Origin of the sequence: Acinetobacter pseudolwoffii, from assembly GCF_002803605.1 — a bacterium.
GTDB classification, from domain to species: Bacteria; Pseudomonadota; Gammaproteobacteria; order Pseudomonadales; family Moraxellaceae; genus Acinetobacter; species Acinetobacter pseudolwoffii.
The window spans coordinates 24,504-49,165 of record NZ_PHRG01000010.1 but is presented as its reverse complement, the minus strand read 5'-3'; the positions used below and the strand labels follow the sequence as shown (position 1 = coordinate 49,165).

18 protein-coding genes, 1 rRNA gene and 1 pseudogene are annotated in these 24,662 nt (G+C 43.5%); 9 read left to right on the top strand and 11 right to left on the bottom strand.

Annotation, left to right across the window (positions count from 1 at the left end):
* A 16S ribosomal RNA gene (locus tag CWI32_RS15265) occupies positions 1-210 on the bottom strand; the annotation flags it as partial.
* Positions 211-636: 426 nt separating this feature from the next.
* On the bottom strand, positions 637-1,209 hold the full coding sequence (locus CWI32_RS13360; protein ID WP_100535519.1) for a peptidylprolyl isomerase: 573 nt from the start codon (positions 1,207-1,209) through the stop codon (positions 637-639).
* Positions 1,210-1,312: 103 nt separating this feature from the next.
* On the opposite strand from CWI32_RS13360, the gene CWI32_RS13355 reads away from it, so the two are divergent.
* Positions 1,313-1,987 (top strand): acetoacetate decarboxylase family protein, encoded by a 675-nt coding sequence (locus tag CWI32_RS13355; RefSeq protein WP_100535518.1) that lies wholly within the window; start codon positions 1,313-1,315, stop codon positions 1,985-1,987.
* A 71-nt stretch (positions 1,988-2,058) separates the two neighbouring features.
* Here the strand turns inward: CWI32_RS13355 and CWI32_RS13350 are convergent, their stop codons facing one another.
* On the bottom strand, positions 2,059-3,129 hold the full coding sequence (locus tag CWI32_RS13350; protein WP_100535517.1) for an alpha/beta hydrolase: 1,071 nt from the start codon (positions 3,127-3,129) through the stop codon (positions 2,059-2,061).
* A gap of 216 nt (positions 3,130-3,345) precedes the next feature.
* Between CWI32_RS13350 and CWI32_RS13345 the strand changes: the two genes are divergently transcribed.
* From CWI32_RS13345 to CWI32_RS13315, 6 genes and pseudogenes are all read left to right on the top strand, one after another.
* Positions 3,346-3,855: a cell envelope integrity TolA family protein gene (locus tag CWI32_RS13345; protein ID WP_074383782.1), complete on the top strand. Its 510-nt coding sequence runs from the start codon at positions 3,346-3,348 to the stop codon at positions 3,853-3,855.
* An 851-nt stretch (positions 3,856-4,706) separates the two neighbouring features.
* Positions 4,707-5,255: a nucleotide exchange factor GrpE gene (gene grpE, locus CWI32_RS13340; RefSeq protein WP_005173545.1), complete on the top strand. Its 549-nt coding sequence runs from the start codon at positions 4,707-4,709 to the stop codon at positions 5,253-5,255.
* A gap of 155 nt (positions 5,256-5,410) precedes the next feature.
* Entirely contained in the window at positions 5,411-7,354 is a 1,944-nt protein-coding gene (gene dnaK / locus CWI32_RS13330; protein WP_074383783.1) for a molecular chaperone DnaK, read from the top strand.
* A gap of 170 nt (positions 7,355-7,524) precedes the next feature.
* A pseudogene (locus tag CWI32_RS13325) lies at positions 7,525-7,785 on the top strand (OXA-134 family carbapenem-hydrolyzing class D beta-lactamase); the annotation flags it as partial.
* A gap of 60 nt (positions 7,786-7,845) precedes the next feature.
* Positions 7,846-8,754, top strand: coding sequence for a matrixin family metalloprotease (locus tag CWI32_RS13320; protein ID WP_100535516.1), 909 nt, complete (start codon positions 7,846-7,848; stop codon positions 8,752-8,754).
* Positions 8,755-8,859: 105 nt separating this feature from the next.
* Complete coding sequence (locus tag CWI32_RS13315; RefSeq protein ID WP_167381287.1) at positions 8,860-9,237, top strand: hypothetical protein; 378 nt, start codon at positions 8,860-8,862, stop codon at positions 9,235-9,237.
* Positions 9,238-9,292: 55 nt separating this feature from the next.
* Here the strand turns inward: CWI32_RS13315 and erpA are convergent, their stop codons facing one another.
* The 4 genes from erpA to CWI32_RS13295 form a co-directional block, all read right to left on the bottom strand.
* Entirely contained in the window at positions 9,293-9,628 is a 336-nt protein-coding gene (gene erpA / locus CWI32_RS13310) for an iron-sulfur cluster insertion protein ErpA (RefSeq protein ID WP_004281944.1), read from the bottom strand.
* A gap of 121 nt (positions 9,629-9,749) precedes the next feature.
* The gene (locus CWI32_RS13305; protein WP_100535520.1) at positions 9,750-10,757 is read right to left on the bottom strand and encodes a putative solute-binding protein; all 1,008 of its coding nucleotides are present in this window, start codon (positions 10,755-10,757) and stop codon (positions 9,750-9,752) included.
* Positions 10,758-10,951: 194 nt separating this feature from the next.
* Positions 10,952-11,962, bottom strand: a complete 1,011-nt coding sequence (locus CWI32_RS13300; protein WP_100535515.1) for a putative solute-binding protein — start codon at positions 11,960-11,962, stop codon at positions 10,952-10,954.
* Positions 11,963-12,215: 253 nt separating this feature from the next.
* A complete protein-coding gene (locus CWI32_RS13295; protein WP_100535514.1) occupies positions 12,216-13,220 on the bottom strand; it encodes a putative solute-binding protein in 1,005 nt (334 codons plus the stop codon).
* Positions 13,221-13,437: 217 nt separating this feature from the next.
* Here CWI32_RS13295 and CWI32_RS13290 point away from each other — a divergent pair, with 217 nt between their 5' ends.
* Positions 13,438-15,369, top strand: a complete 1,932-nt coding sequence (locus tag CWI32_RS13290) for an ATP-binding cassette domain-containing protein (RefSeq protein ID WP_074383787.1) — start codon at positions 13,438-13,440, stop codon at positions 15,367-15,369.
* Positions 15,370-15,713: 344 nt separating this feature from the next.
* A complete protein-coding gene (locus CWI32_RS13285) occupies positions 15,714-16,877 on the top strand; it encodes a zinc-dependent alcohol dehydrogenase (protein WP_005173519.1) in 1,164 nt (387 codons plus the stop codon).
* Between the two features lie 1,170 nt (positions 16,878-18,047).
* On the opposite strand, the gene gyrB is transcribed toward CWI32_RS13285, so the two are convergent.
* The 4 genes from gyrB to dnaA form a co-directional block, all read right to left on the bottom strand.
* Positions 18,048-20,519 carry a DNA topoisomerase (ATP-hydrolyzing) subunit B gene (gene gyrB, locus CWI32_RS13280; RefSeq protein ID WP_100329864.1) on the bottom strand — a complete coding sequence of 824 codons (2,472 nt, stop codon included), beginning with the start codon at positions 20,517-20,519 and terminating at the stop codon, positions 18,048-18,050.
* A 56-nt stretch (positions 20,520-20,575) separates the two neighbouring features.
* Positions 20,576-21,658: a DNA replication/repair protein RecF gene (gene recF / locus CWI32_RS13275; protein ID WP_100535513.1), complete on the bottom strand. Its 1,083-nt coding sequence runs from the start codon at positions 21,656-21,658 to the stop codon at positions 20,576-20,578.
* Positions 21,659-21,686: 28 nt separating this feature from the next.
* Positions 21,687-22,835 carry a DNA polymerase III subunit beta gene (dnaN, locus tag CWI32_RS13270; RefSeq protein WP_005173508.1) on the bottom strand — a complete coding sequence of 383 codons (1,149 nt, stop codon included), beginning with the start codon at positions 22,833-22,835 and terminating at the stop codon, positions 21,687-21,689.
* Between the two features lie 108 nt (positions 22,836-22,943).
* The gene (gene dnaA / locus CWI32_RS13265; RefSeq protein WP_074383792.1) at positions 22,944-24,320 is read right to left on the bottom strand and encodes a chromosomal replication initiator protein DnaA; all 1,377 of its coding nucleotides are present in this window, start codon (positions 24,318-24,320) and stop codon (positions 22,944-22,946) included.
* Positions 24,321-24,662: the final 342 nt, after the last annotated feature.

The window sequence follows — 24,662 nt, the reverse complement described above, 5'->3', positions numbered from 1 at the left end:
CAAGCAGAAGACGCCCTGCTTTCTCCCGTAGGACGTATGCGGTATTAGCATCCCTTTCGAGATGTTGTCCCCCACTAATAGGCAGATTCCTAAGCATTACTCACCCGTCCGCCGCTAGGTCAGTTACCGAAGCAACTTCCCCCGCTCGACTTGCATGTGTTAAGCCTGCCGCCAGCGTTCAATCTGAGCCATGATCAAACTCTTCAGTTTAAAATCAGTAGTGCCTAAAGGACACCAATCTTGGCTCATCAATTTTCTGACAAATATTTCTCAAATAAACTTCGAGTCATTTCTACCATCAATCAATGAAAATAATTTCGATCGATCAACCAGTAAAAATCCACACAAGTTGTTCTTCATAATCTCTTAATGATCTTTCTAACACCTCGTCAGTGCCAGAAGCTGGACTTCGATATACTTAACAACTCAGCAATTTGCTTCGTTCGTTTCCGTCTATCTCGTCGGTATGGGCTCATTATAGGGCAATTTCCTACAGGTGCAAGTGCTTTTAACTCACAGGAATCACGACTGTTTTATTTTTATGCACCAATTTGGTTCGTATTTATACAAAACATCACATAACTACATATTTTTAAAACAGAAATATGAATTAAATATTTCTGTTTTATTCTGTACCTAGTTTTTCACAACTGGCGCTTTAATGTTCACACTGTTGATCTTGATAGGCTTCACCGGCACATTTTGATGCATTCCATAGTTTCGAGTCGGTACTTTGGCAATCTGATCGACAATATCCATACCTTTAGTGACCTTACCGAAGACCGCATAGCCTGCATTTCGGGCAGAACGATCCAGAAAATCGTTATCGACCAGATTTACAAAGAATTGTGCTCGTGCAGAATCCGGCTGATTGGTACGCGCCATCGCTAAAGTACCGCGTTTATTTTGCAGACCATTCGATGATTCATTTTTAATTGGAGCTTGGGTATTGGCCTTTTCCTGCATGTTGCTATCAAAGCCCCCACCCTGCACCATAAAGCCAGGAATGACCCGGTGAAAGATAGTGTCCTTATAGAAGTTGCTCTTTACATAGTTTTCAAAGTTCTTTGCCGAGATCGGGGCTTGATCATTAAAGAGCTCAATTTCAATATTTCCCGATGAAGTTTTCATCTCAATAAGGGTATTGGCAGCAAAACCTGGCAGACTAATGGCAGTAAGGGCGATCGCATATAATGATTTCTTTAACATTTTTTAACTCATCTACTTAGAAGTAATGGTTGTGAATGACTGTATATTAATCTTTTATAACTCATAATGCAGTTGCCTGCCGACTAAAGACAAGAGAATAAGAATGAGCCATGCATTATTACAGGAGCAAAATATCCACCAGTTTCCGCCTTGGCATTTACAGGGCGAAGGTTTTATTTTGAATTACTGGCTAACACCCGGCTTTATTCAGCAAGCCAAGCAGTTCCGTATTGCCCCCTCCCCACTGGGTCGCGTGGTACAAGTGTTATTGGTGCGTTATCATTCTTCACCCATTGGTCCTTATGATGAGTTACTGATTCTGGATCATCCTTTAATTAGTAAACGACGCCTCAGCTCGATTCCTAAAATTTATGTGTCTACTCATGAATCTGTCATACACGGCCAGCATTTATGGGGTATTCCCAAAGAACATGCAGAATTTGAATGGCAGGAAAAAAATCAGGAAATATTGTGTCATATTCAGCATCAAAACCAGCGTATGACGATTCGACTCAAAAAAACCAAATCTGCGCGCAAGTTCTATATTAATAGTCATCATATTCCAGCCTCTATGCTCAAAATTCAGCAAGCCTGGAAAGGCCAGCGTTTTCAGTTCAGCCCACAATTCCGTGGCCATCTTTCCAAGCTGTCCCAAGTGGAATGGCAAAATATCAATAATATATTTCCAGATTTTTCTAAAGCCAAGTTGCTACAGAGCTTTTATGTCCCCAAGTTTAATCTGATCTTCCCTGAAGCAAAGATTGCGACCAAGCCATAACAACTTATATCAAGCCAGGTATAAAAAAGGCATTTCCATGAGAAACACCTTTTTGTATGCACGTTTTGGATTTAACTATGTTTATCCCAAAATTTGCGAAAATCCTTGCTGATCTCGATTACATATTTTTTAGCACGGCGGGAAATCGGGGTTAAATTGATAAAACCATGGGCCTGATCGATATAGTCATGATAAGAAACACTTACCCCATTTTGACGTAATTTATGTGCATAAATAGAACCTTCATCATGCAAAACATCATGTTGTGCGGTAATCACATAAGCAGGCGGCAAGTTTTTCAATTGACCATAGGTGGGAGAAACCAATGGATCATCCAGTTCAATCTGGTGGGTTTGGGCATACATCAAGGTCACCAGATCAATATCCTGATCTGACAATACCAAGCCGTCTTTATAAGCATAAAAAGAGGGATGGCGGCTTTTAAAATCAACCGCCGGATAAAGCAAGAGCTGGGCACGTGCTGCATAAGATTTGCCTGCACTACGCTGCGCCACCACTGCTGCCAGATTTCCACCTGCACTGTCTCCCGCCACCGCAATCCGGTTTTTATACACTTTCAGCTGTTTACTATGCTGATGTGCCCAGGCGAGGGCATCTTCACAGACCTGTACCATCTGCAAGGGACTAAATTCCGGTGTCAGCGGATAAGCCACACTCAGCACCTGTACTTTGGCATGCACTGCCAGAAGGCGACAGAACTCATCATGGCTGTCCAGACCACCCACCATAAATGCACCGCCATGATAAAAAATCACCATAGGCAACTTCTTTTGCGGTGCAGGATGATAATGCCGGGCAAAGATGCTGCCACTTTGCAAAGGCAGACGCAGCTCTTCTACCATTTTCACAGCAGTCGGTCTGGCCTGAATTGTTTTCATGCGCGCATCAAACGCCACCCGTGCCTGTGCGACATCTTCACTCAGAAAGCTGCCATGCCCCTGTTTAAGCTGAATCGCCATCAGGCATTTGACCATAGGGTCTAAATCAGGATAGTGATGAGGATAGTCCAAAGCCTTAACCAATGCGTCTTGTGCAATACCAGGTAAGCGATCCAGCATACGCGCTGCTGTGCCTTGCCCTTTCTCCATGACACTTTTCAGTACTGGATGATTCACAGTCATTATTTTTAGTCCTTATTCTCTTAATTCTTCATAGTTTCTACACGATTAGCGTTTCAGTGACCATATTCTTATATAAGTCTTAATATCTAAGTACATATAGTTTTATCCAATACGTTAACCTGATTTATAAAAGATGTCATTGACCATTTAAATGGTATTTTTGACGTAGTTTTGCGAGCTTCAGTATATTTTTTATTTCAAGTTGGGAGAATGCCTATGGCTGGCAAAATTATAGCTCTGTCTCTGGCGACTGCATTTTTGGCTGTAGGCTGTGTTGCTTTCCCTGAAGATAGTGGCTACTACGATGGCCGTTATGATCAGCGTTCTGATCGCCGCTATGAACAGGACCGTCGTTATGAGCAACAGCGTCGTTATGATCGGCAACGCTGGGAATATGAACAGCAACGTAAACGTATTGAACTGGATCGACGTAAACAGGAAGTGCAGCGTCGTAACTGGGAACAGGACCGTAAAAGACAGTTAGAACAGGACCGACGTAAAAGCCAGCTGGAACGACAACGCCAGGAACAGCAGCGTAAAAACATGATGAGCCAACGGCAAAAACAGGCTGAAGCAGAACGTAATAAACGCCGCCTGGAGCAGGATCCTAAACGGATCACCGATCAGCGTGTCAGAAAAGCCCAGCAAAACCGTTCATCTAACCCACGCTGGAGCGATAATCGACGTCAACAGCAACAACAGCGCCCACGCGATCGCCGTGATTAATACTTTGATTTCACTCTTTGTTAAAAAAGCCTGTAGCAGGCTTTTTTAATGGAAAATTTTATCTCAAGCTGATTGAATAAAAGCAGTATTTTTGCATGAAGTCGGACTAAGCCGCCAAGCCATCATTTTTATCTTGATCAGATCAAGAATGCTCAATTTTAGCAAAAAAAAGGCCTATCTTAGAGAAAAAGATAAGCCACGAAAACACATTTCAAAATAAGAAGAAACTACAGCGATAGAATCTGGAATAAATATTAATCAAAAGTTCATCTATTGAGAAATACTTTATTGCTTAGATATTAATCGCTTTTATGTCTAATAAATAATCAGGCAAAAAAAAGCCAAGTCTTGGGGGAACTCAGCTTGAAAAAAGTAACTTGAAATAAGGCAACAGCAACCGAGTTCGGCTCTCTCCTCTGAACAAGGTCGCTGTCTATGTCAGTATCATGCAATTTTTTTACTAATATTTAAAACAGATTAAAATTATTAAATTTATTTAAAAATACGATTATCAATTTTTTATATTTATTTTCAAATAATTCATGTTTTATTTTAAAGCTCAGACTGTCTATTCAGCGACGTATACAGTAATGATCAGATGGCTCCTTGATCATTTACTTCAATTTATCTCCGCCTATATCGAGGTAAAAGCCTGCCATCTGCTCGCTGTTTTATTCAGAATTTTGTATAAATCTTAAATTTAATCTTGACTGACGCTTGAATTTTTACGCCCTGCCCCGATTTCTTTAGGTAATCAAGAACTTCAACCATGGCAGTTCAGCATTAACGCAGTGAATACTGAGGCCTGAGGACTGTACATGTTTAAGAACCCATTTAAACGGAGTAAATCAATGGCGACTGAGCAAAACGAGCAAGCTCAAAAATTTGAGCAAGAGCAAGCGGAACAAGATACAGCGCAAACTCAAGCTGAAACCGAGCAGGCTGAAGTTTCCGTTGAGTCTTTACAAGAGCAGATTGCGCAGCTTGAAGGTGACTTAAAGTTAGAAAAAGCACGTACGGCCAATGCAGTCTACGAAGCACAAAAAAGTGTGGAACGTATTCAGCGTGAATCTGAAAAGCATAAAGATACCGTTTTAGAAAAGTTCTCTAAAGAACTTTTAGAAACCGTCGACAATCTCGAGCGCGCCATTGTTGCCGCAGGTGAAGAGAAAACTCCACTGCTGGAAGGCGTTGAACTGACACTTAAATCTTTATTGAATACCTTAGAGAAATTTGGAGTCGTGGTGGTAGACACCAGTAACGGCTTTAATGCTGATCTGCATCAGGCAGTTGGGATTGATCCAAATGCCAAAGCCAATGAAATTGGCACTGTTTTGCAAAAAGGCTACACGCTGAATAATCGCCTGTTGCGTCCGGCGATGGTCATGGTTGGCGCTTAAGCCAAATAAATTCGGGAGTTTGTGAAATTTTTTCAACAATTTTACTTGAAAAAAATCGAACGGCTCTCATATCGGATAACAAGTAAATCCCTTTTAATTTCCCTTTGATAAAGGGAAAAGTTTGGGAATAAAAAAATTTTTGAGGAAACATCCAAATGGCTAAAATCATTGGTATTGACTTAGGTACTACAAACTCATGTGTTGCAGTACTTGAAGGCGACAAAGTTAAAGTAATCGAAAACGCTGAAGGCGCGCGTACAACGCCATCAATTATTGCCTATAAAGATGGCGAAATTCTGGTAGGTCAATCGGCAAAGCGTCAAGCGGTAACGAATCCTAAAAATACCTTGTTCGCGATCAAACGTTTGATCGGTCGTCGTTATGAAGACCAAGCGGTACAAAAAGATATCGGTCTGGTACCGTACAAAATCATCAAAGCTGACAACGGTGATGCTTGGGTTGATGTCAACGACAAGAAACTTGCGCCACAGCAAATCTCTGCTGAAATCTTGAAAAAGATGAAGAAAACAGCGGAAGATTACCTGGGTGAAACAGTAACTGAAGCGGTCATTACCGTTCCTGCTTACTTCAACGATGCCCAGCGTCAAGCAACGAAAGATGCAGGTAAAATTGCAGGTTTAGAAGTGAAACGTATCATCAACGAACCAACGGCTGCTGCACTTGCGTTCGGTATGGACAAGAAAGAAGGCGACCGTAAAATCGCGGTTTATGACTTGGGTGGTGGTACATTCGACGTTTCAATCATTGAAATTGCGGATCTTGATGGCGACCAGCAAATCGAAGTATTGTCTACTAACGGTGATACATTCCTGGGTGGTGAAGACTTCGATAACGCATTGATCGAATTCCTGGTTGAAGAGTTCAAGAAAGAACAAAACTTCAACTTGAAACAAGATCCGCTTGCGCTGCAACGTTTAAAAGAAGCTGCTGAAAAAGCGAAGATCGAGCTTTCTTCTTCGAATGCAACTGAAATTAACCTGCCATACATCACTGCTGATGCGACTGGTCCTAAACACTTGGTGATCAACGTAACACGTGCGAAACTTGAAGGTTTGGTTGCTGACTTGGTTGCGCGTACCATTGAGCCATGTAAGATTGCACTTAAAGATGCTGGTCTTTCGACTTCAGACATCTCTGACGTGATTTTGGTGGGTGGTCAATCACGTATGCCAATGGTTCAACAGAAGGTTCAAGAATTCTTCGGTAAAGAGCCACGTAAAGACGTAAACCCTGATGAAGCAGTCGCAATGGGTGCTGCGATTCAAGGTGCGGTACTTTCAGGTGACAAAACTGACGTACTTCTACTTGACGTTACTCCGCTGACACTTGGTATCGAAACCATGGGTGGCGTGTTAACAGCAATCATCGAGAAAAACACCACGATTCCTGCGAAGAAATCTCAAGTGTTCTCGACTGCTGCTGACAACCAGCCTGCTGTAGACATTTCTGTGTTCCAGGGTGAACGTAAAATGGCACAGCAAAACAAATTGTTGGGTAACTTCCAATTGGGCGATATCCCACCTGCGCCACGTGGTGTGCCACAAATTGAAGTGTCTTTCGATATCAACGCTGATGGTATCTTGAAAGTATCTGCAAAAGACAAGAGCACGGGTAAAGAGCAATCGATCCAGATTAAAGCAAACTCAGGTTTGTCTGATGCTGAAATCGAAGCAATGATCCGTGATGCTGAAGCGAATGCTGAAGAAGATCGCAAATTCGAAGAATTAGCGAAAGCACGTAACGAAGCGGATGCGTTAGTTTCTTCTGCTCAAAAAGCAGTGAAAGATTTGGGCGAGCAAGTGACTGCAGACGAAAAAACTGCAATTGAAACTGCGGTTTCTGAGCTTGAAGCATCAACTAAAGAAAATGATGTTGAAGAAATCAAAGCGAAAACTGAAGCGCTTCAAAACATCATCATGCCGATCACTCAGCGTGCCTATGAAGCAGCTCAAGGCCAAGGCGGTGCGCAAGGGTTTGATCCGAACGCATTCGGTGGTGACGCTGGTCAACAACAGCAAAAAGCGGACGACGGCGTTGTAGATGCTGAGTTCACTGAAGTAAAAGATGACAAAAAATAATTTGTCGCTTTAACTGAAAAACCGCGCAATAGCGCGGTTTTTTTATGTCCAAATTTTAAAGCATGAAGGTAAAATGACTAAAAATGGATCGTATGTTCAAGTAAAGCTGTTTAAGCTAAATCCAGCATGAAACGACCATCAACCCTGAAAATTCTGATTTTGCGGCCTTTCAGCAATGGGTTAAAGCCATGTTATTGCTACAGGAACGCCACGCTTGTCGACTGTATGCCAAATCCGGCCGGGGTATGGAGCTGGAACCGCAAGTTGGCTGACGCACGGGCTGGATCGAAACACCACAGGCTGACATCGTGGCCTTTTCCCTGAATATGCAGATGCACAGTCATATGGATCCGGCGATTCGCCTGGACATTTTACAGCAAACCTTGGCCGAATTAGGACTTTATCCAAAAGCTGAGCAGGAAGGCAAATAAGCATGGGAAATGCCTTAAAATTAAGCTATATTTTTTAAAAATAAGCATCTCAATAGCAATATGCGCCTTCTATTTTGTCTGGTCATCGTTGGGTTAATCCTGTCTGCCTCTATGCATATGCAGACCAAAGCTCATCCACAACTGCGCTACAACTCGCTTGCAGACCGGCTCAGTCATCCTTTTGACACACGTTTACGCTTTAAGGTCGATCAGGTAGATGCAGGCTTTGGGCTGAGTAAAGAGCAAGTGATTCAACTGAGCAAAGAAGCCGTCGAGATCTGGCATCAGGGCACCCATCGCGATGATCTGCTGCTCTATGATGAAAATGCCCAGCTGAGTATTCATCTGATCTATGATCAACGGCAACAGGAATATAATGCCTTAAAGAAAGTCGAAAAACAGTTGCTGGCAGATGATGCCCAGTATCAACGTCAGGTCAAAAATCTGGAAGCATCTTATCAACATCTGGAAAGTCAGCAACAGCGCTTGATCCAGCAAAGAGATCAGATTAATTATGAATTTCAGAAGCTACAGCAACGACGGTATCAGCCAAATTTATCTGCCTATGAGCACGAACAATTAGAATATGAGTTTCAGGCTTTACAGCACAAATCGGAAAATTTTAAACGGGAAGCCGAGTATCTTCAGCGACAGCAAAGTTCTTTTAACCTGAATGTTTCGCTGCATCAACATAGTCTTGAAAATCATCAACAGAATATCATTCAGGCCCAGCAACGTTTTCCTGCCCGTGAATTTCATAAAGGGGTATTTATGGGTCATCAGATTCATGTATATCAGTTTGATGCAGAAGATGATCTGCGTCTGACACTGGCTCATGAACTGGGGCATGCTTTGGGCCTGTATCATCATGATGATCCAGAGGCGCTGATGTATCCGGTACTGGGAAAACAGAATCTGCAACACTTTCAGTTGCGACCTGCCGACAAGACTTTGCTGTATCACCGTTAAGTGATCAGCCTGAATTCCTTAATTAATTTAAGTGTATAAGTGTTATAAAAAACACTCTATTCGGATTTCATGTTATTGTGAACGGCTACATTGTTCAGGCCATCTTTGGAGATTCATGTGAGTTACTACCATATTTTAATTGAAGTAAATGACCACATTAGTACGATTGATGAAACGCGTGATATCGAGATCTTTGATATTGAGGATATTCAGCCACATCTTCATGCGATTTTATTGCCTTATTTCAATGAACAGCTGATTGAACTGGACGATGAGAATCTGGAATATAAAGATATTTTACATCTGGAAATCAAACAGACCCTCTTGCCGATCAATGACCTGATCGAAGAAGAGCAGCGCCTGTTGCCAAGTGATACCGACATTACCATTAGCGCTTATGAGATTTTTAATAATCGCGAGCTGAGTCAGGATGTCACATCAGTAATTTTTGACCTCTTGGAAGCGGTAAAACTGGAAAATTAAGTTTTCTTCAGATATAAAAAAGTCCTCATCAAGAGGACTTTTTTATTGTGCGTGTTTAGATCGAGAATGAAGATCCACAACCACAAGTGGTGGTCGCATTCGGGTTTTGCACCACAAAGCGTGAACCTTCCAGACCTTCCAAATAATCTACAACTGAACCGACCAGATATTGATAGCTGAGTGAATCGACCAGTACTTTCACATCGCCGTTGGCAAATTCTGCATCGTCTTCATTCTGACTTTCGGCAAAGTTAAAGCCATAAGAGAAACCTGAACAGCCGCCACCGGTAACATAAACACGGAGCATTAAGTCTTGGTTACCTTCACTGTCACGCAACTGGCGTACTTTATTTGCGGCATTGTCGGTGAGCACAAGCGCTTGGGCATTCATGGCGGATTCCTCTGTTGAATGGAATGTCTTTAAAAAAAAAAGACCATATCGAAGTATAACACACTCAAGATATGGTCAGTCTCTACAGATTAAAAGTCAAATCAGAGTAATTTTATCAGGATTATTTGTAGTTCTCATCCTGTAAGGCACATTCGAAGTTTTGCGGGTTCTGTTTACAACGGAATTGCCACAGCAGTTTCATCATGCGTTTGTCATATACGCCGCGTTTGGTCAGGTCGATTCTGGAATCGCGCATCATTTTCTGATAACCCGGTTTATCTGCAGCCGGAATATCCATCCAGTATTTCGATGGAATATCCGCTTTCATTTTACCCAAAATACCAAAGGCACGTGGTAACTGGCTCTTGACCCATTCACGTGATTTTTGTCCGTATCCTGCCGGGAATTTATCGGGACGGATAATGATATTACCGGTCACTTGCAACACCGGATAATTCACAATCGCACCTTTTGTACCTAAGCCTTTGTGTAATTCTAGCGGCTTAAATACCGCAGCGGGTGCGCCAATGATATCAACCTGACCATTGTTAAACTTGGCGCCAAAGTTGGTGACATCGGCACTGACGGCTTGAGCACCAACCTGCTGCACCATGATTTTTTGTGCTTCATCATAGTCGAGTACCGCAATTTTTTTACCTGCGGCTTTGGCCACGGTATTAATACTACGGTCATTGACCAACAGAAAAGCATCACCGACAGGAATCACCCCCACCACTTCATATTTGCCATTGAGCATATGTTTGGCAAAAGTCGGACTCGCCAGACCCTGCATCACTTTAACGGCCAGATTCAGATCTGGAATCGCCCCGATAGCATCGAGTGAGCCGGTAAAGCTGTTAAACTGACGTCCGCGCATTCCAGTGACACTAATCCCGTCGCATTTTCCAGCCTTAAAATCTTCTGCAACCACGGCTTCATTGGTATTCACTCTAAGCTCGATATCAGCGCCCCAGTTTTTCGCTGTCAGCTGATAATCTTTCATGACGCTATACACATCGCCATTTTTGCCCACCAGATCAAATACGCACATCACCTGTTTGGCTTGCGCCAGACCTGAAACAGCCAGTGTCGCTGTAGCCAATGCCAGTGCTTTCCATCCTCTATGCATCATCCTCATTTCCTTATCGCTTGTTTTTGTTATTGAAGTTTTAGTCACATGTGATTGTTTTTTATATAAAACATGCGAATTTAATATTTAGCTCAAGCTTAAGCTATTTTATTCGCTGCACAATGGCAGATCTGACCTGGTTCAGCCATAAAAAAAGCCTAGATCACTCTAAGCTTTTTGCTTTAAAAATCAGATTATTCGCCAGCCATTGAACATTCAAAGTTGGCCTTATCGACAGAACAACGGGCACGTTTTAATACTGACATCATGCTGGCATCATAGATTCCACGTTTGGTCATGTCCATCCGGCCATCACGTAACATTTTCTGATACTTGGTTTTATCTTCAGCGTTCAGGTTCATTTTATATTTCGACGGAATACCGGCTTCCAGACGTTTGATCATGGCCATGCTCTTTGGCAGGTTTTTGATAAACCAGTCACGCGATTTCTGTCCAAAACCTGCGGGGAATTTTTCTGGACGAATCACAAAATCAGACGTCACATGCAGCACCGGGAAATTGAACATCGCGCCGTTATTACCCAGACCTTTATAGATTTCTAATGGCTTGTAGGCATAGGCAGGCGCACCCACCATATCCACCTGACCATTGTTAAATTTGGCCACAAAATTGGATACATCGGAAATCACGGCCTGCGCGCCCACACGCTGCACCATAATTTTCTGGGCATCGTCATAGCCCAATACCGCGAATTTTTTACCTGCGGCTTTTTCGATCGAGTTAATATTTTTGTCACGGACAAAGATGAACGCCGAACCAAGTGGTGCAATCCCGGCAATTTCGTATTTTTTACCACCCAGATTAGTCACCATTTTGCTGGCATTGCGTTTGTCCAGCGCAAAACTAATGGCACGCTGTGCAATTGCATTGCTCGGTGCACCGCCCAGTGCATCGATAGAACCGGCAAATTTATTGTATTGACGGGCGCGCATGGCAGTCATAAATACGCCATCACATTTTCCGGCTTTAAAATCATTGTCGGCAACAGCTTCATCCTGGCGGGCAATCAGATTGATTTCTGCGCCCCAGCCTTTTGCAGCCAGTGCCCATTCTTGCGCCATCTGGAAAGACTCACCCGATTTACCCAGTAAGTCAAACACGCAGATATCGACTTTTTCTGCATGCACCGCATTGGCAAAACCAAATGTAGAAAGTGCAGCCAATGATAAGAGTGCTTTTTTCATTGTATTATCCTTTGGAATCTTGTTATTCGCTGAGTGTCCGTACACGGAACAAATATTAAGCAAGTTTAATTAAAAAAAATAGAGCATTTACTCCATTTAAAACCCGTGTTTTGGCCTATAAAGATAAATCAGCGTATGTTCTAAATATTATTTTATAAAATATTTTTAAATATCAATTTCTTAATGTTTAATAGAAGTTTATTATCATTACATTTAACCCGTGAGAGTTACAAAGATATACATCATTTGAATTTTATTCGCCACTAATTGAACACTCAAAATTGGTTCTTTCGACGGTACAGCGGGCACGCTTCAATACCGTCATCATGCCGGGATCATAAATCCCCTGCCGGGTTAAATCGATGCGGCCTTCGCGCAGAATCTTCTGATAGGCGATGCGATCTTCACGGCTTAAGTTCAGCTTATATTTATTGGGAATTTCCGCTTCCATACGTTTCACCATGGCAAAACTGCGCGGCAACTGTTTCACAAACCAGTCTCTGGATTGTACTGCGAAAGAGTCAGGAAATTTATCCTGCCGGATGATCAGGTCGGCAGTGACATTGATCACTGGAAAATTAATCATGGCGCCTTTATTGCCCAGACCTTTTTCTAATTCAAGCGGTTTAAAGGCATAAGCCGGTGCAGCCACAATATCGACTTCGCCCTGATTAAATTTACGGATAAAATTGGAAATTTCCGACATTACCGGCACGGCTTCAATCCGGTTGACCATAATTTTCTGGGCATAGTCATAATGCAGCACGGCAAATTTCTTGCCTTTTACCTGTTCCAGTTTATTCAGCTCGCGATCACGGACAAAAATATAAGCCGGGCCAATCTGCCCGATCCCAGCCACTTCAAATTTTTCTTTGCCAATCTGGGTGATCAGGCGCTTGCTGTTGCGTTTGTCCAGTACATAACTGATGGCTTTCATGGCAATGTCATTATTTGGCACACCACCAATCGCATCAATGGAACCGGCGAATTTGTTATAGGCACGGGCCCGCATGGAGGTCATATAGAAGCCATCGCATTTTCCGGCCTTGGCATCCTGATCCACTTTGGCTTCGTCCTGATAGGCAGTCAATTGAACATCAGTATTCCAAGCTTTTGCAGCTAAAGCCCATTCCTCCATGAGTTTAAAAGATTCGCCAGACTTGCCCAGCAAATCAAAAACACAGACATTTACTTTGGCATGACTTGAAGTCGATGCCAGTAGACCCAGTGCAGATAAAACTAAAAATCCCTTTTTCATTTTTATTTTACTCTATCGTATTTTTTGCTCGATCAGCTTCTACTATAAACAACTGTTAATGCTGAAAATAGAGCTTATACTCAACTTATGCGTCCATAATATATAAATTCACAGTATTTAAAAGCTGGCTCATTTCAGTAAAAGTCGCAAGATTTTTCATTTTCACAAGGCTTTCCTTTAGAATAGGCGCATCTTATTTCTTAGCTTTGATTTCTCAATGATTCAGTTAGACCAGTTATCTATACGTCGCGGTGGACGTGTTTTATTTCAAAAAGCGTCGATGCAGTTACACCCAGGATGGAAAATTGGCCTAACCGGTGTCAATGGTGCCGGGAAATCGACCCTGTTTTCAGCTTTGCTCGGCGGCATGGAGTCAGACACCGGTTCGTTGACCCGTCCTGCGGTATGGACCGTGGCGCATATGGCACAGGAAATCAAAGCGCTGAATATGAAAGCCATTGATTTCGTCTTGTCCGGCGATGAAGAATACTGGGATATTCAGCAGAAACTGGAGCAGCCGGATCAACTGGATGATGCAGAACTGGCGCATTTATATGGCCGTTTTGATGAAATTTCAGGTTATTCTGCGCCGGCCAAAGCTTCGCAACTGATGGCCGGTCTGGGCTTTTTTGAACATCAATCCCAACTGGATGTTTCAAGTTTTTCTGGTGGCTGGCGCATGCGCCTGAATCTGGCGCGTACCCTGATGAGCCGTTCCGATTTACTCCTTCTTGATGAACCGACCAACCATTTAGACCTGGATGCCATTCTCTGGCTCGAAGACTGGCTGAAAGCCTATGAAGGTACGCTGGTGCTGATTTCGCATGACCGGGATTTTCTCGATGCGATTACCGACCATATTTTACATATTGAAAATCAGGAACTGATTTTATATACCGGTAACTACTCGACCTTCGAGCGTACCCGCAGTGAACGTCTGGCGCAGCAGCAACAGGCTTATGAAAAGCAGCTGGAAACCCGCGCACATCTGCAAAAATATATTGACCGTTTTAAAGCGCAAGCCACCAAAGCCAAGCAGGCACAGAGCCGGATCAAACAGCTGGAGCGTATGCAGGAACTGTCTGCTGCCCATGTTGATACACCATTTACCTTCAGTTTCCGTGAACCGACCAAAATGAGTTCGCCTTTATTGCAACTGGAACATGCCGATATTGGTTATGGTGACAAGCTGATTGTCACCAATGTCAATTTACAGATCACGCCAAGCAGCCGGATTGGTTTGCTCGGGATGAATGGTGCCGGTAAATCTACCCTAATTAAATCGCTGGTCGGTGATTTAAAATTGCTTCAGGGTCTGCGCAAAGACTCGGAACTGCTCAATATTGGCTACTTTGCCCAACACCAAATGGATGCACTGGATGGCAATGCCAGCCCGATGTTACAGCTGGCCCGTATTGCCGATAAAAAAATCAGTGAAGCCAGCTTACGTTCTTTCCTGGGCAGTTTTGGTTTTAGCGGCGAACGCATGGATACGCCAAGTGAAAGTTTCTCAGGCGGTGAACGTGCCCGTCTGGCTCTGGCATTGATTGTCTGGCAGCGTCCAAACGTGCTGATTCTGGATGAACCGACCAACCATTTAGATCTGGATATGCGTCATGCATTGACCATGGCCTTGCAGGATTTTGAAGGTGCTGTGGTGCTGGTATCGCATGAACGCCAGCTGATTGCCAGTGTCTGTGATGAATTGCTGCTGGTACATAATGGTCAATGCCGTGAATTTGACGGTGATCTGACCGCTTATGCCGACTGGTTACGTCAGGCCCGCATTGAGATGATCAAAAACGGGCAGAAGCCAGCCGAGCCGGTGAAATCTCAGGTCGAAGTCAAAGCAACCATTTCCAAACTGGACAAAGAAGCACAGCGTAAGGAAGCGGCACGCCAGCGGGAACTGAGCCGCCCGATTCGTAAAAATATCGAAAAATGCGAAGCACAGATTGCAAAGGTTACGCCGCGTCTGGCTGAAATTGAAACTTTACTGGGTGACAGTGCTTTATATGAAGCCTCACGTAAAAATGATTTGCTCAAACTGATGAATGAGCAAACCGAGCTGAAAGCCAAACTGGAAACAGCCGAGGAACAGATGCTGGAACTGATGATGGAACTGGAAAGTCTGGAGCAGTCCTTCTAACGCTATTTCAATACCCCCCATTATCTGAGAGATGAGTAACAAGCGTTATTCATCTCTTTTTTTTTATTAAAACCACCCATTTTTAATATTTTCCTCCTGCTTTTCATCTTCGTGTAGTTCCTCGCTATTCTTGAGTGCTGCATCTCTTCTTCAAAACTCGACACATTTTGTCGTGAATTACGCAAGTGCCATATAAGTTTATTTTTTAAACAGTGGAGTGGCTTTTTTCATACATTAATTTACAGCGTCAGCTTGCATCCTAAGGCTCTAATACAAGTGTTTTTTAATTTTTGGCAGCCTTGATTCGAGTCTGTTTAATGTTGAACTAGAGAGAGGAAATCCGCATGCGTGCTCTTACTTATCACGGTACTCGCGATGTACGAGTTGAATCTGTTCCTGATCCAGTCATTCAGGAAGCAGATGATGTCATTCTCAGAGTAACGGCTACTGCTATCTGTGGCTCAGACCTGCATCTTTATCGTGGGAAAATTCCCGCAACCGAACAGGGTGATATTTTCGGTCATGAATTTATGGGGGTGGTCGAAGAAGTCGGTCCTGAAGTCACTTCAGTAAAAAAAGGCGATCGGGTGATTATTCCCTTTGTGATTGCATGTGGCCACTGTTTTTTCTGCGAACACGAGCTGATGGCTGCCTGTGAAAATACCAATAGCGGACGTGGTGCGATTATCAATAAAAAACAGATTCCACCAGGTGCCGCCCTGTTTGGTTATAGCCATCTGTATGGCGGTGTGCCAGGCGGTCAGGCCGAATATGTGCGGATTCCCAAAGGCAATGTCGGACCGTTTAAGGTTCCCGGTTCCCTGCCTGATGAAAAAGTATTGTTTCTGACCGATATTTTACCCACAGCCTGGCAAGCTGTGACCAATGCCCAGATTGGCCGAGGTTCCAGTGTCGCCATTTATGGAGCTGGGCCGGTCGGTCTGCTGGCTGCGGCCTGCGCACGTATGCTCGGTGCCGAACAGATCTTTATGGTCGATCACCATCCTTATCGCTTGCGTTTTGCTCATCAAACTTATGGGGCGATTCCGGTCAATTTTGATGACGTGGATGCAGCCGAATTCATCATTCAAAATACGGCAGGTTATCGTGGTGTCGATGCGGTGATTGATGCGGTGGGTTTTGAGGCCAAAGGGAGTATGCTGGAAACGGTAATGACCAATCTAAAACTGGAAGGTTCAAGTGGTTCTGCGCTAAGACAATGTATTGCGGCGGTGCGCCGTGGCGGTGTGGTCAGTGTGCCGGGGGTTTATGCCGGTCCAATTCACGGTTTCCTGTTTGGTGATGCCTTCGATAAAGGTCTGACCTTTAAAATGGGACAAACCCATGTGCACAAGTTCCTGCCACAATTACTGGAACATATTGAAAATGGTGATCTTTCGCCAGACCTGATTATTACCCATCGCATGAAACTAGAAGATGCTGCTGAAGGTTATCGCATTTTCGATAAACGTGAAGAAGACTGCCGCAAGATTATTCTGACACCCTAAATAGCTTGGATAGCAAAAAGCGCCTGACGGCGCTTTTTTTTACCGCATTTGATGAATTGTATTTTTTCTATTTTCAATTCACAAAACTTTGATGTCCTTTTCTGTTTTTTCTAAACATCCTGCATAGCATGATTGTCACAATGAGATTTAGACCTTAACCAGAAGATACAAATCTAAAGAGTTAAGAAAGAAAATTAATAACACGATGATTTTAAATTAAAAAATGAAAATTAACTTGATTGTTAAATTAATTATGTAGTTTAACTAAACTCTCTATTTTTCAATCAAAACATGTTTCACGCTCATTGTTAAATAAAACTACAATAGATATATAGGTAATTAATTTTAAAAGTATTTTTAGTTTTCGATAAAAATAGCTGCCAAGCATGCTGACGAGTAGCTATTGATTTTGCAGGGTTATATAACAGAGGAAATATAACTCTAAATAGCACTTTAAATTCAAAACGCCATTTTAAATTCAAAAGCACTTGTCCACAAGCCAAATATTTTTAAATTTAAAACCAGGAGCTAACTAGAGAGGGAGTTGGTTTGTGGATAAATACAATCTTATTCACATAATTAATTAGGGATAACTTTGTAGTTATCCACACGTTTGATCATATTTAGAGCAGACCTTAAAATAATCCTATTCACATATTATTTGAGATACGGCAGGATATTTTAATAAGCCATTCAAATAATAGAATTTAAAAAAACCAGCTTTATCATTTTGTATTTATTATTTTCCAGCTCTATCGCTCTCCACTCTTCAATTCGGCCTTCGCTACGGGTATTTTTCATACACCAACTTTGGCTTCAATGGCTTCTACACGCTATTTTGCAGCACATGTACAATTGATCCTAGTATCGGTAGTTATCCTTTAAACCCTGCTAAAATCTTCATATTTATAGTGGCACAATTACTTCCCCACCATGATAAATTGCATTCATCCAGATCTCATACTTGTCTTTATATTGCTTACTTATGGATAATTTTTTAGGTCGATTAGCCACCGCTTAATTCGACTTTTTTTTGCAGCTAAAATCAGCTGATCATTTGGCAGAAAAGCACGCTCTAGGTTGGAATTCCTCCAAAAAAATTCAGATGATATTCGCATAAATTTTGCATCAAAAAAGCGCCTCGAAAGGCGCTTTTTAAAATCATCTTAATCAGGTATCAATGTCTGCATTCAAGGCATTTTCTTCAATGAAGGCACGACGTGGTTCCACATCATCGCCCATCAGACAAGAGAACATGCGGTCTGCTTCAATCGCATCGGTGACTGTCACTTGCAGCATGTTACGGTTATCCGGATCCATGGTGGTTTCCCACAACTGTTCCGCATTCATCTCACCCAGACCTTTATAACGCTGGATCATCATGCCGCGACGCGAGTCAGACAGAATATGCTGCCAAACCTGATGAAAATTGTTCACGTTAATCTTACGATCACCTTTTTGCAAATAAGCACCTTCTTCAAGCAGACTGAACCAGCTCTTCGAATTCTTTAATAAACGTGCATATTCACTTGAACCTAAAAGCACAGAGTCTAATAGATAACTATGTGGCAGGTTATGCACATAGATGGTGATTCTTGGTAACCAGCTTTGAGTTTTCTGACCATCTGCCAGTTCTTTCTCAAAAGATTCCAGCGTTAATTCTGGACGTAGCGTCGGCTGAATGGCTTCAATCGCTGCACGCAGATTTTCACCCCAAGTTTCGACATAACTTTTATCTTCAAGCTGATCGAGTTTAAAGGCGTCCAGCGACAGCAAAGCATCGAGCAAGCTCGCCGGATAACGCTGGGTTAAACGGGCCAAGCTCTTCTGTGAGGTTTGATAATCAGCAATCACCCTTGCCAGTGCTTCACCACGAATCGCAGGTGCTTCAGCACTGATATGTAGTTCTAGCTCGTCAATGGCATTGGAAATCAGGTAAGTTTCCAGTGCATCGTTATCTTTGATGTACTGTTCCTGCTTGCCTTTTTTCAGCTTGTAGAGTGGTGGCTGGGCGATATAGATATGACCACGCTCGACCAGTTCCGGCATTTGACGGAAGAAGAAAGTCAACAGCAGCGTACGAATGTGCGAACCATCGACGTCAGCATCGGTCATGATAATGATTTTATGGTAACGCAATTTGTCCGGGTTATATTCTTCACGACCAATACCACAGCCAAGTGCAGTAATCAGTGTGCCGACTTCCGCAGAGGAAATCATCCGGTCGAAACGCGCACGCTCTACGTTCAGAATCTTACCTTTCAGCGGTAAAATCGCCTGCATTTTACGGTTACGGCCTTGCTTAGCTGAACCACCTGCAGAATCACCCTCGACCAGATACAATTCAGACAAGGCTGGATCTTTTTCCTGACAATCGGCCAGCTTACCTGGAAGACCGGCAATATCCAGTGCGCTCTTGCGACGGGTCATTTCACGGGCTTTACGCGCTGCATCACGGGCACGCGCGGCATCAATAATTTTGCCGGCAATCGATTTCGCTGCTTGTGGATTTTCTAAAAGATATTCAGAAAATGCCTTGTTCATGGCCTGCTCAACCGCAGTTTTTACTTCACTCGACACCAGTTTTTCTTTGGTCTGCGAAGAGAATTTTGGATCAGGCACTTTCACCGAGACGATCGCGGTTAAACCTTCACGCGCATCATCCCCCGAGACTGCAACTTTTTCCTTTTTCAGGATATTTTCGCTGTCCATGTAGTTATTTAAACCACGGGTCAGTGCAGCACGGAAACCGGCCAAATGTGTACCACCATCCTTTTGCGGGATGTTATTGGTAAAACAGCGTACGTTTTCCTGATAAGAATCATTCCACTGTAATGCCACTTCTACCGTAATGCCGGTGTCGAGCTGTGCAGTAGTGAAATGGAAAATATCGTTCAGATGCGTTTTGCCTTCGTTAATGTATTTAACGAACTCAGATAAACCACCTTCATAGTCATAGATATTTTCAAGGTTGACGCGCTCATCGCGAAGTACAATGCGTACACCTGCGTTCAGAAACGATAGTTCACGCAAACGACGCGCCAGAATATCGACATTGAATATGGTTTGGCTAAAAGTTTCAGCACTTGGGTAAAAACGTACAGTGGTACCTGACGTTTCGGTTGTCCCTGTTTCACGTAATTTATAAACAGGATCACCATGACGGTATTCCTGTTCATAGGTTTTACCTGCACGACTGATGTTCAACAGTAGTTTTTCAGAGAGTGCGTTGACCACAGACACACCTACGCCATGCAGACCGCCTGAGACCTTGTAACTGTTGTCATCAAACTTACCGCCGGCATGCAGAATGGTCAAAATCACCTCTGCCGCAGACACGCCTTCTTCAGGGTGAATATCGGTTGGAATACCACGACCGTTGTCAGAAACTGAAACCGATTCATCTTCATGAATAGTCACTATAATTTCATCACAGTGGCCTGCCAAGGCTTCATCAATCGAGTTATCGACTACTTCGAACACCATGTGGTGCAAGCCTGTGCCATCGTCTGTGTCACCAATGTACATGCCCGGACGCTTACGTACTGCGTCTAAACCACGTAATACCTTGATGCTAGAGGAATCATAAGCCTTTTCAATGGTTTGTTCTGTTTGAGAAGCAGCTTGATCTTCTGAACTCATGGTTTCTCCCTAGTGAAAAATAGGTCTATCCCAAGATGGGTAAAACTAAAAAAATACTATTGCACAACAACCTGAACTGTACCGTTTTCAACATTGAATAACTGATATGAGATAGACAAATCATGTAAGTGCTTTTGTACTGATTCATGGTCTAAGGTGGTAATAAAAACTTGACTACCAAGTTGGCTCAATCGCTCAATTAAACGTTGTTGTGCGGTTAAATCTAATTCTGCTGTCACATCATCTAATAATACCACAGTTTCCTTATTACAAGAATGCAGCATTGCGATTTGCGACAGTTTTAACGCCATCATCAGCAGCTTTTTTTGCCCGCGTGACAGGATCACATCGGCATCCCCCAGAGGGGTTTTCAGACGCAAATCTGCGCGATGTGGACCGTATTCTGTATAACGTCTTTCCAGATCTTTTGCATGCTGATTGGTCAGATCATTCAGCAGGCCGGTTTCACTATGAAAACCCGGACTGTATTCCAGACTGATCTGCAGATCAGGCAATAGCTGCTGCAGATCATCTTCAAAAAAGGACTTCCACTGTTCCACGATACCCGCACGCTGCGAATGCAGAAGTTCACCATACTCACTCAGCATCTGGTTCCAAGGCTCCAGATCGGACAGACTCAAGAAACGTTTGCTTTTGAGCAAACTATTGCGCTGCTTCAAGGCACGCGAATAATATTGCCAGGCATGATAAAACTCAGGTTCCACGTGGAACATTAACCAGTCTAAAAGTTGACGTCGTGGCTTGGCACCATGATCAATAATATCGGTGCTTTGTGGGTCAATCAGCTGCAAAGGCAATAGCTTGGCGAGTTGGCCCTGCGTTGCCACCAGATCACCATTGACCTTGATCAGCTGTTCCCCGCTGGCCATTTTTTGCATGCCGATTTTTTCGGTCGCGGACTGTGCAAACACAATCGCGTCTTGTGCGCCATGCTGAATATAATTTTTCGGGATATGGGTACGGAAAGAACGACCGGCAGCTAGCAAATGAATCGCCTCTAAAATCGAGGTTTTACCTGAACCATTTTGGCCATAAAAAACATTAAACGGCTGCAATCTGTGGAGAGCAACCGTCTTTAAATTCCGTACACGCTCAATATGTAAACGCGTAATATGCATGTCTTATACGAGTATCAATAGCCGCGACTTAAACACGCATCGGCATGACGACATAAGTTTGATCGGTATGTGCCGGGTCTTGTACTAACACAGACTGATTGGCTTCAGTCATGGTCATGGAGACATCATCACCATCCAGCACACCCAGCACCTCAATCAAGTACTGCGCATTAAACGACATCTCCAGCGGTGAGTCGGCATATTGAATGGCTAAGTCTTCAATCGCCTCATCCTGTTCCGGGTTATTGGCGCGAAGTTGCAGGGAATCGGCATTAAAATTCAGGAACACGCCACGGAGTTTTTCATTACTTAAAATCGCGACACGCTGCAAAGACTGCTTGAACACATCATGCGCAATCATCACGATTTTGTCACCGCCACGTGGAATCACACGACGATAATCCGGGAATTTACCATCAATCAGTTTGGTGGTGAAACGCACGGTAATATCGGCCTGTTCCTTGTCACGGCTTGGCATATTGATGGTCACATTCAGCAGTTCACGACCAATCAGCAAAGATAACTGCTCATCTTCAACACTGAGCAGACGCTGTAATTCCGCCACGGCTTTACGTGGCACAATCGCTTGAATCGGCTGGGTCGCAGTAGATTGAGCCGCAGTTTCACAAAGCGCCAGACGGTGGCCATCGGTGGTCACAGCACGCAGCTGATTGGCATCAATTTCCAGCAAAGTACCGGTCAGGTAAAAACGCACATCCTGCACCGCCATCGCAAAGGCAGTTTTCTCGAATAAACGCTTCAGCTCACGCTGGGTAACAGTTACTTGCGTACCTTGGGTGTTTTCAGTATTCAGTAATGGATAATCATCAGCAGGCAAGGTACCCAGCACAAAACGGCTGTTACCTGATTTGAGAATGCAGCGCTGATCTTCAGTAATATGCAAATCCACCAATGCCGCTGAAGGAAGTGACTTACAGATATCAATCAGCTTACGCGCCGGAACTGTGGTTTCCCCGGCCTGCAAACATGCACCTTCAGCCAGTGCGGTACTGGCCACCAGTTCAACCTCAAGGTCGGAACCGGTCACCGTTAATGCCTGGGCAGTCACCTGAATTTTCAGGTTAGATAAAATATTTAAGGTATGGCGACGTTCAACCGCTCCTACGACATGTGAGAGAACATTCAGTAAGCTTTCTTTCGCGATTTTTAAACGCACGGTGCATTCCTCTAAAGCTGAAGATTAATATAGAAAAAGTGAATTTTTAACGGTTTACTATGCGGCAAAAGCAGCCGCATAGCAAGAATAGAATTTGAGCGATTTAGGTCAACTTTGCAACAGACGTTGCAGGTTTTTATAGTCTTCGTTAAAGATTGGATCTTCCTCACGCAGGCTCTGCACTTTCTCGCAGGCATGCATCACGGTACTGTGATCACGACCACCAAAAGCCATGCCAATTTCTGGAAAACTGTCGCCGGTCAGTTCACGTGCCAGACCCATCGCCAGCTGACGTGGACGGGCATAAATTCGGGTGCGTTTCGGTCCGACAATCTCTTTTAAAGGAATACGGAAATATTCACTGACCACACGCTGAATATTTTCAGTACTGATGGTGCGGGCACGAATCGCCAGCACATCTTTTAAGGATTCACGCACCACATCCAGATCAATCGGTGTGCCTTTAAAACGTGAAATTGCCACCACTTTGTTTAGTGCACCTTCCAGTTCACGCACGTTGGCCACCACCTGCTGCGCAATAAACAGGGCACAGTTACGCGGTAAATCCACCTGATTGCTTTCGGCTTTTCTTAATAAAATTTCAATCCGGGTTTCAATATCCGGTGGTTCAACCCCGACCGACAAGCCCCAGGAAAACCGTGAAACTAAACGTGGATCCAGTTCAGTCAGTTCTTTTGGATAGCGGTCTGAGGTCAGAATAATCTGCTTAGATTCATCTAAAAGTGCGTTAAAGGTGTAGAAAAATTCTACCAGGCTGGCTTCTTTACCGGCCAGTAAATGGATGTCATCGACCAGTAACAAATCCAGAGAACGGCAGTTTTTCTTAAATTCTTCCACTTTGCCTTGCTGCAAAGAACTAACAAAATCTTGTACAAAGCTTTCCGCGGTCATGTACATCACCCGTGCATTCGGCTTGGCCTGCAACAGTGCATTGCCCACGGCCTGCATCAAGTGAGTTTTACCCAGACCGGTCGGCCCATATAAAAATAAGGGATTATGCTGTGAAGCACCGAGTTGGGTCAGTACCTTGCGACAGGTTTCTGCTGCCATCTGGTTAGAACGGCCTTCGACAAACAGCGAGAAAGTAAATAACGGATTGAGCTGACGTCTACGGCTATTTTTAACCGTATCTTCTTTTTCTTTTTTCGGTTTTTGTACCGGCATTGGGGTTGAAGTCAACGCCGCGGTGGTGGTCGCTGGCTGTTCACTGGCCGATAAAATCGCACCAGGACGTGAATCGACCAAAATTTCGACCTTGCGTACCCGTCCTTCAGACAGCTGTTCGGCCAGAATCGTAATCAGTTCCAGATGATGCTCTTGAATGTAACGCGTCCAGTAAGGATTGGGTGCATACAAACGCAAGCTATCTTCCAGCTCTTCTGCAACCAATGGGCGAATCCACATTGTAAAGACATTTCCAGAGAGCTCTTGTCGCAGGCGATTTAAGCAGTCCGTCCAAAGCATGTGAATCCCCTATTCATTCCATTGTTCATTCAAAAAGATGACCGCGACCAAAAGCGGGTCGCCATTCTAACCAAGTTATCCACATCTGTCATGATCATTTCCACAGAAACTGTGCAAAAAGCCATCTTGGTGCATAAATTTAAATTTAAAACCCGGTGTGGATAAGTTTATCCGCAAGCTGTGGATAAAATATAGCACAAAGTTATCCACAAAGTATAAAATTATTAGAAACAGTTTTATCCACAACATAAATGTATGTTTAGTTAAATAAAAAGTGGCTTATCCATAGAAAAAGTGCTCCCTAATAATAATAAACTTAAATTTATAAATTTGAATTTATTT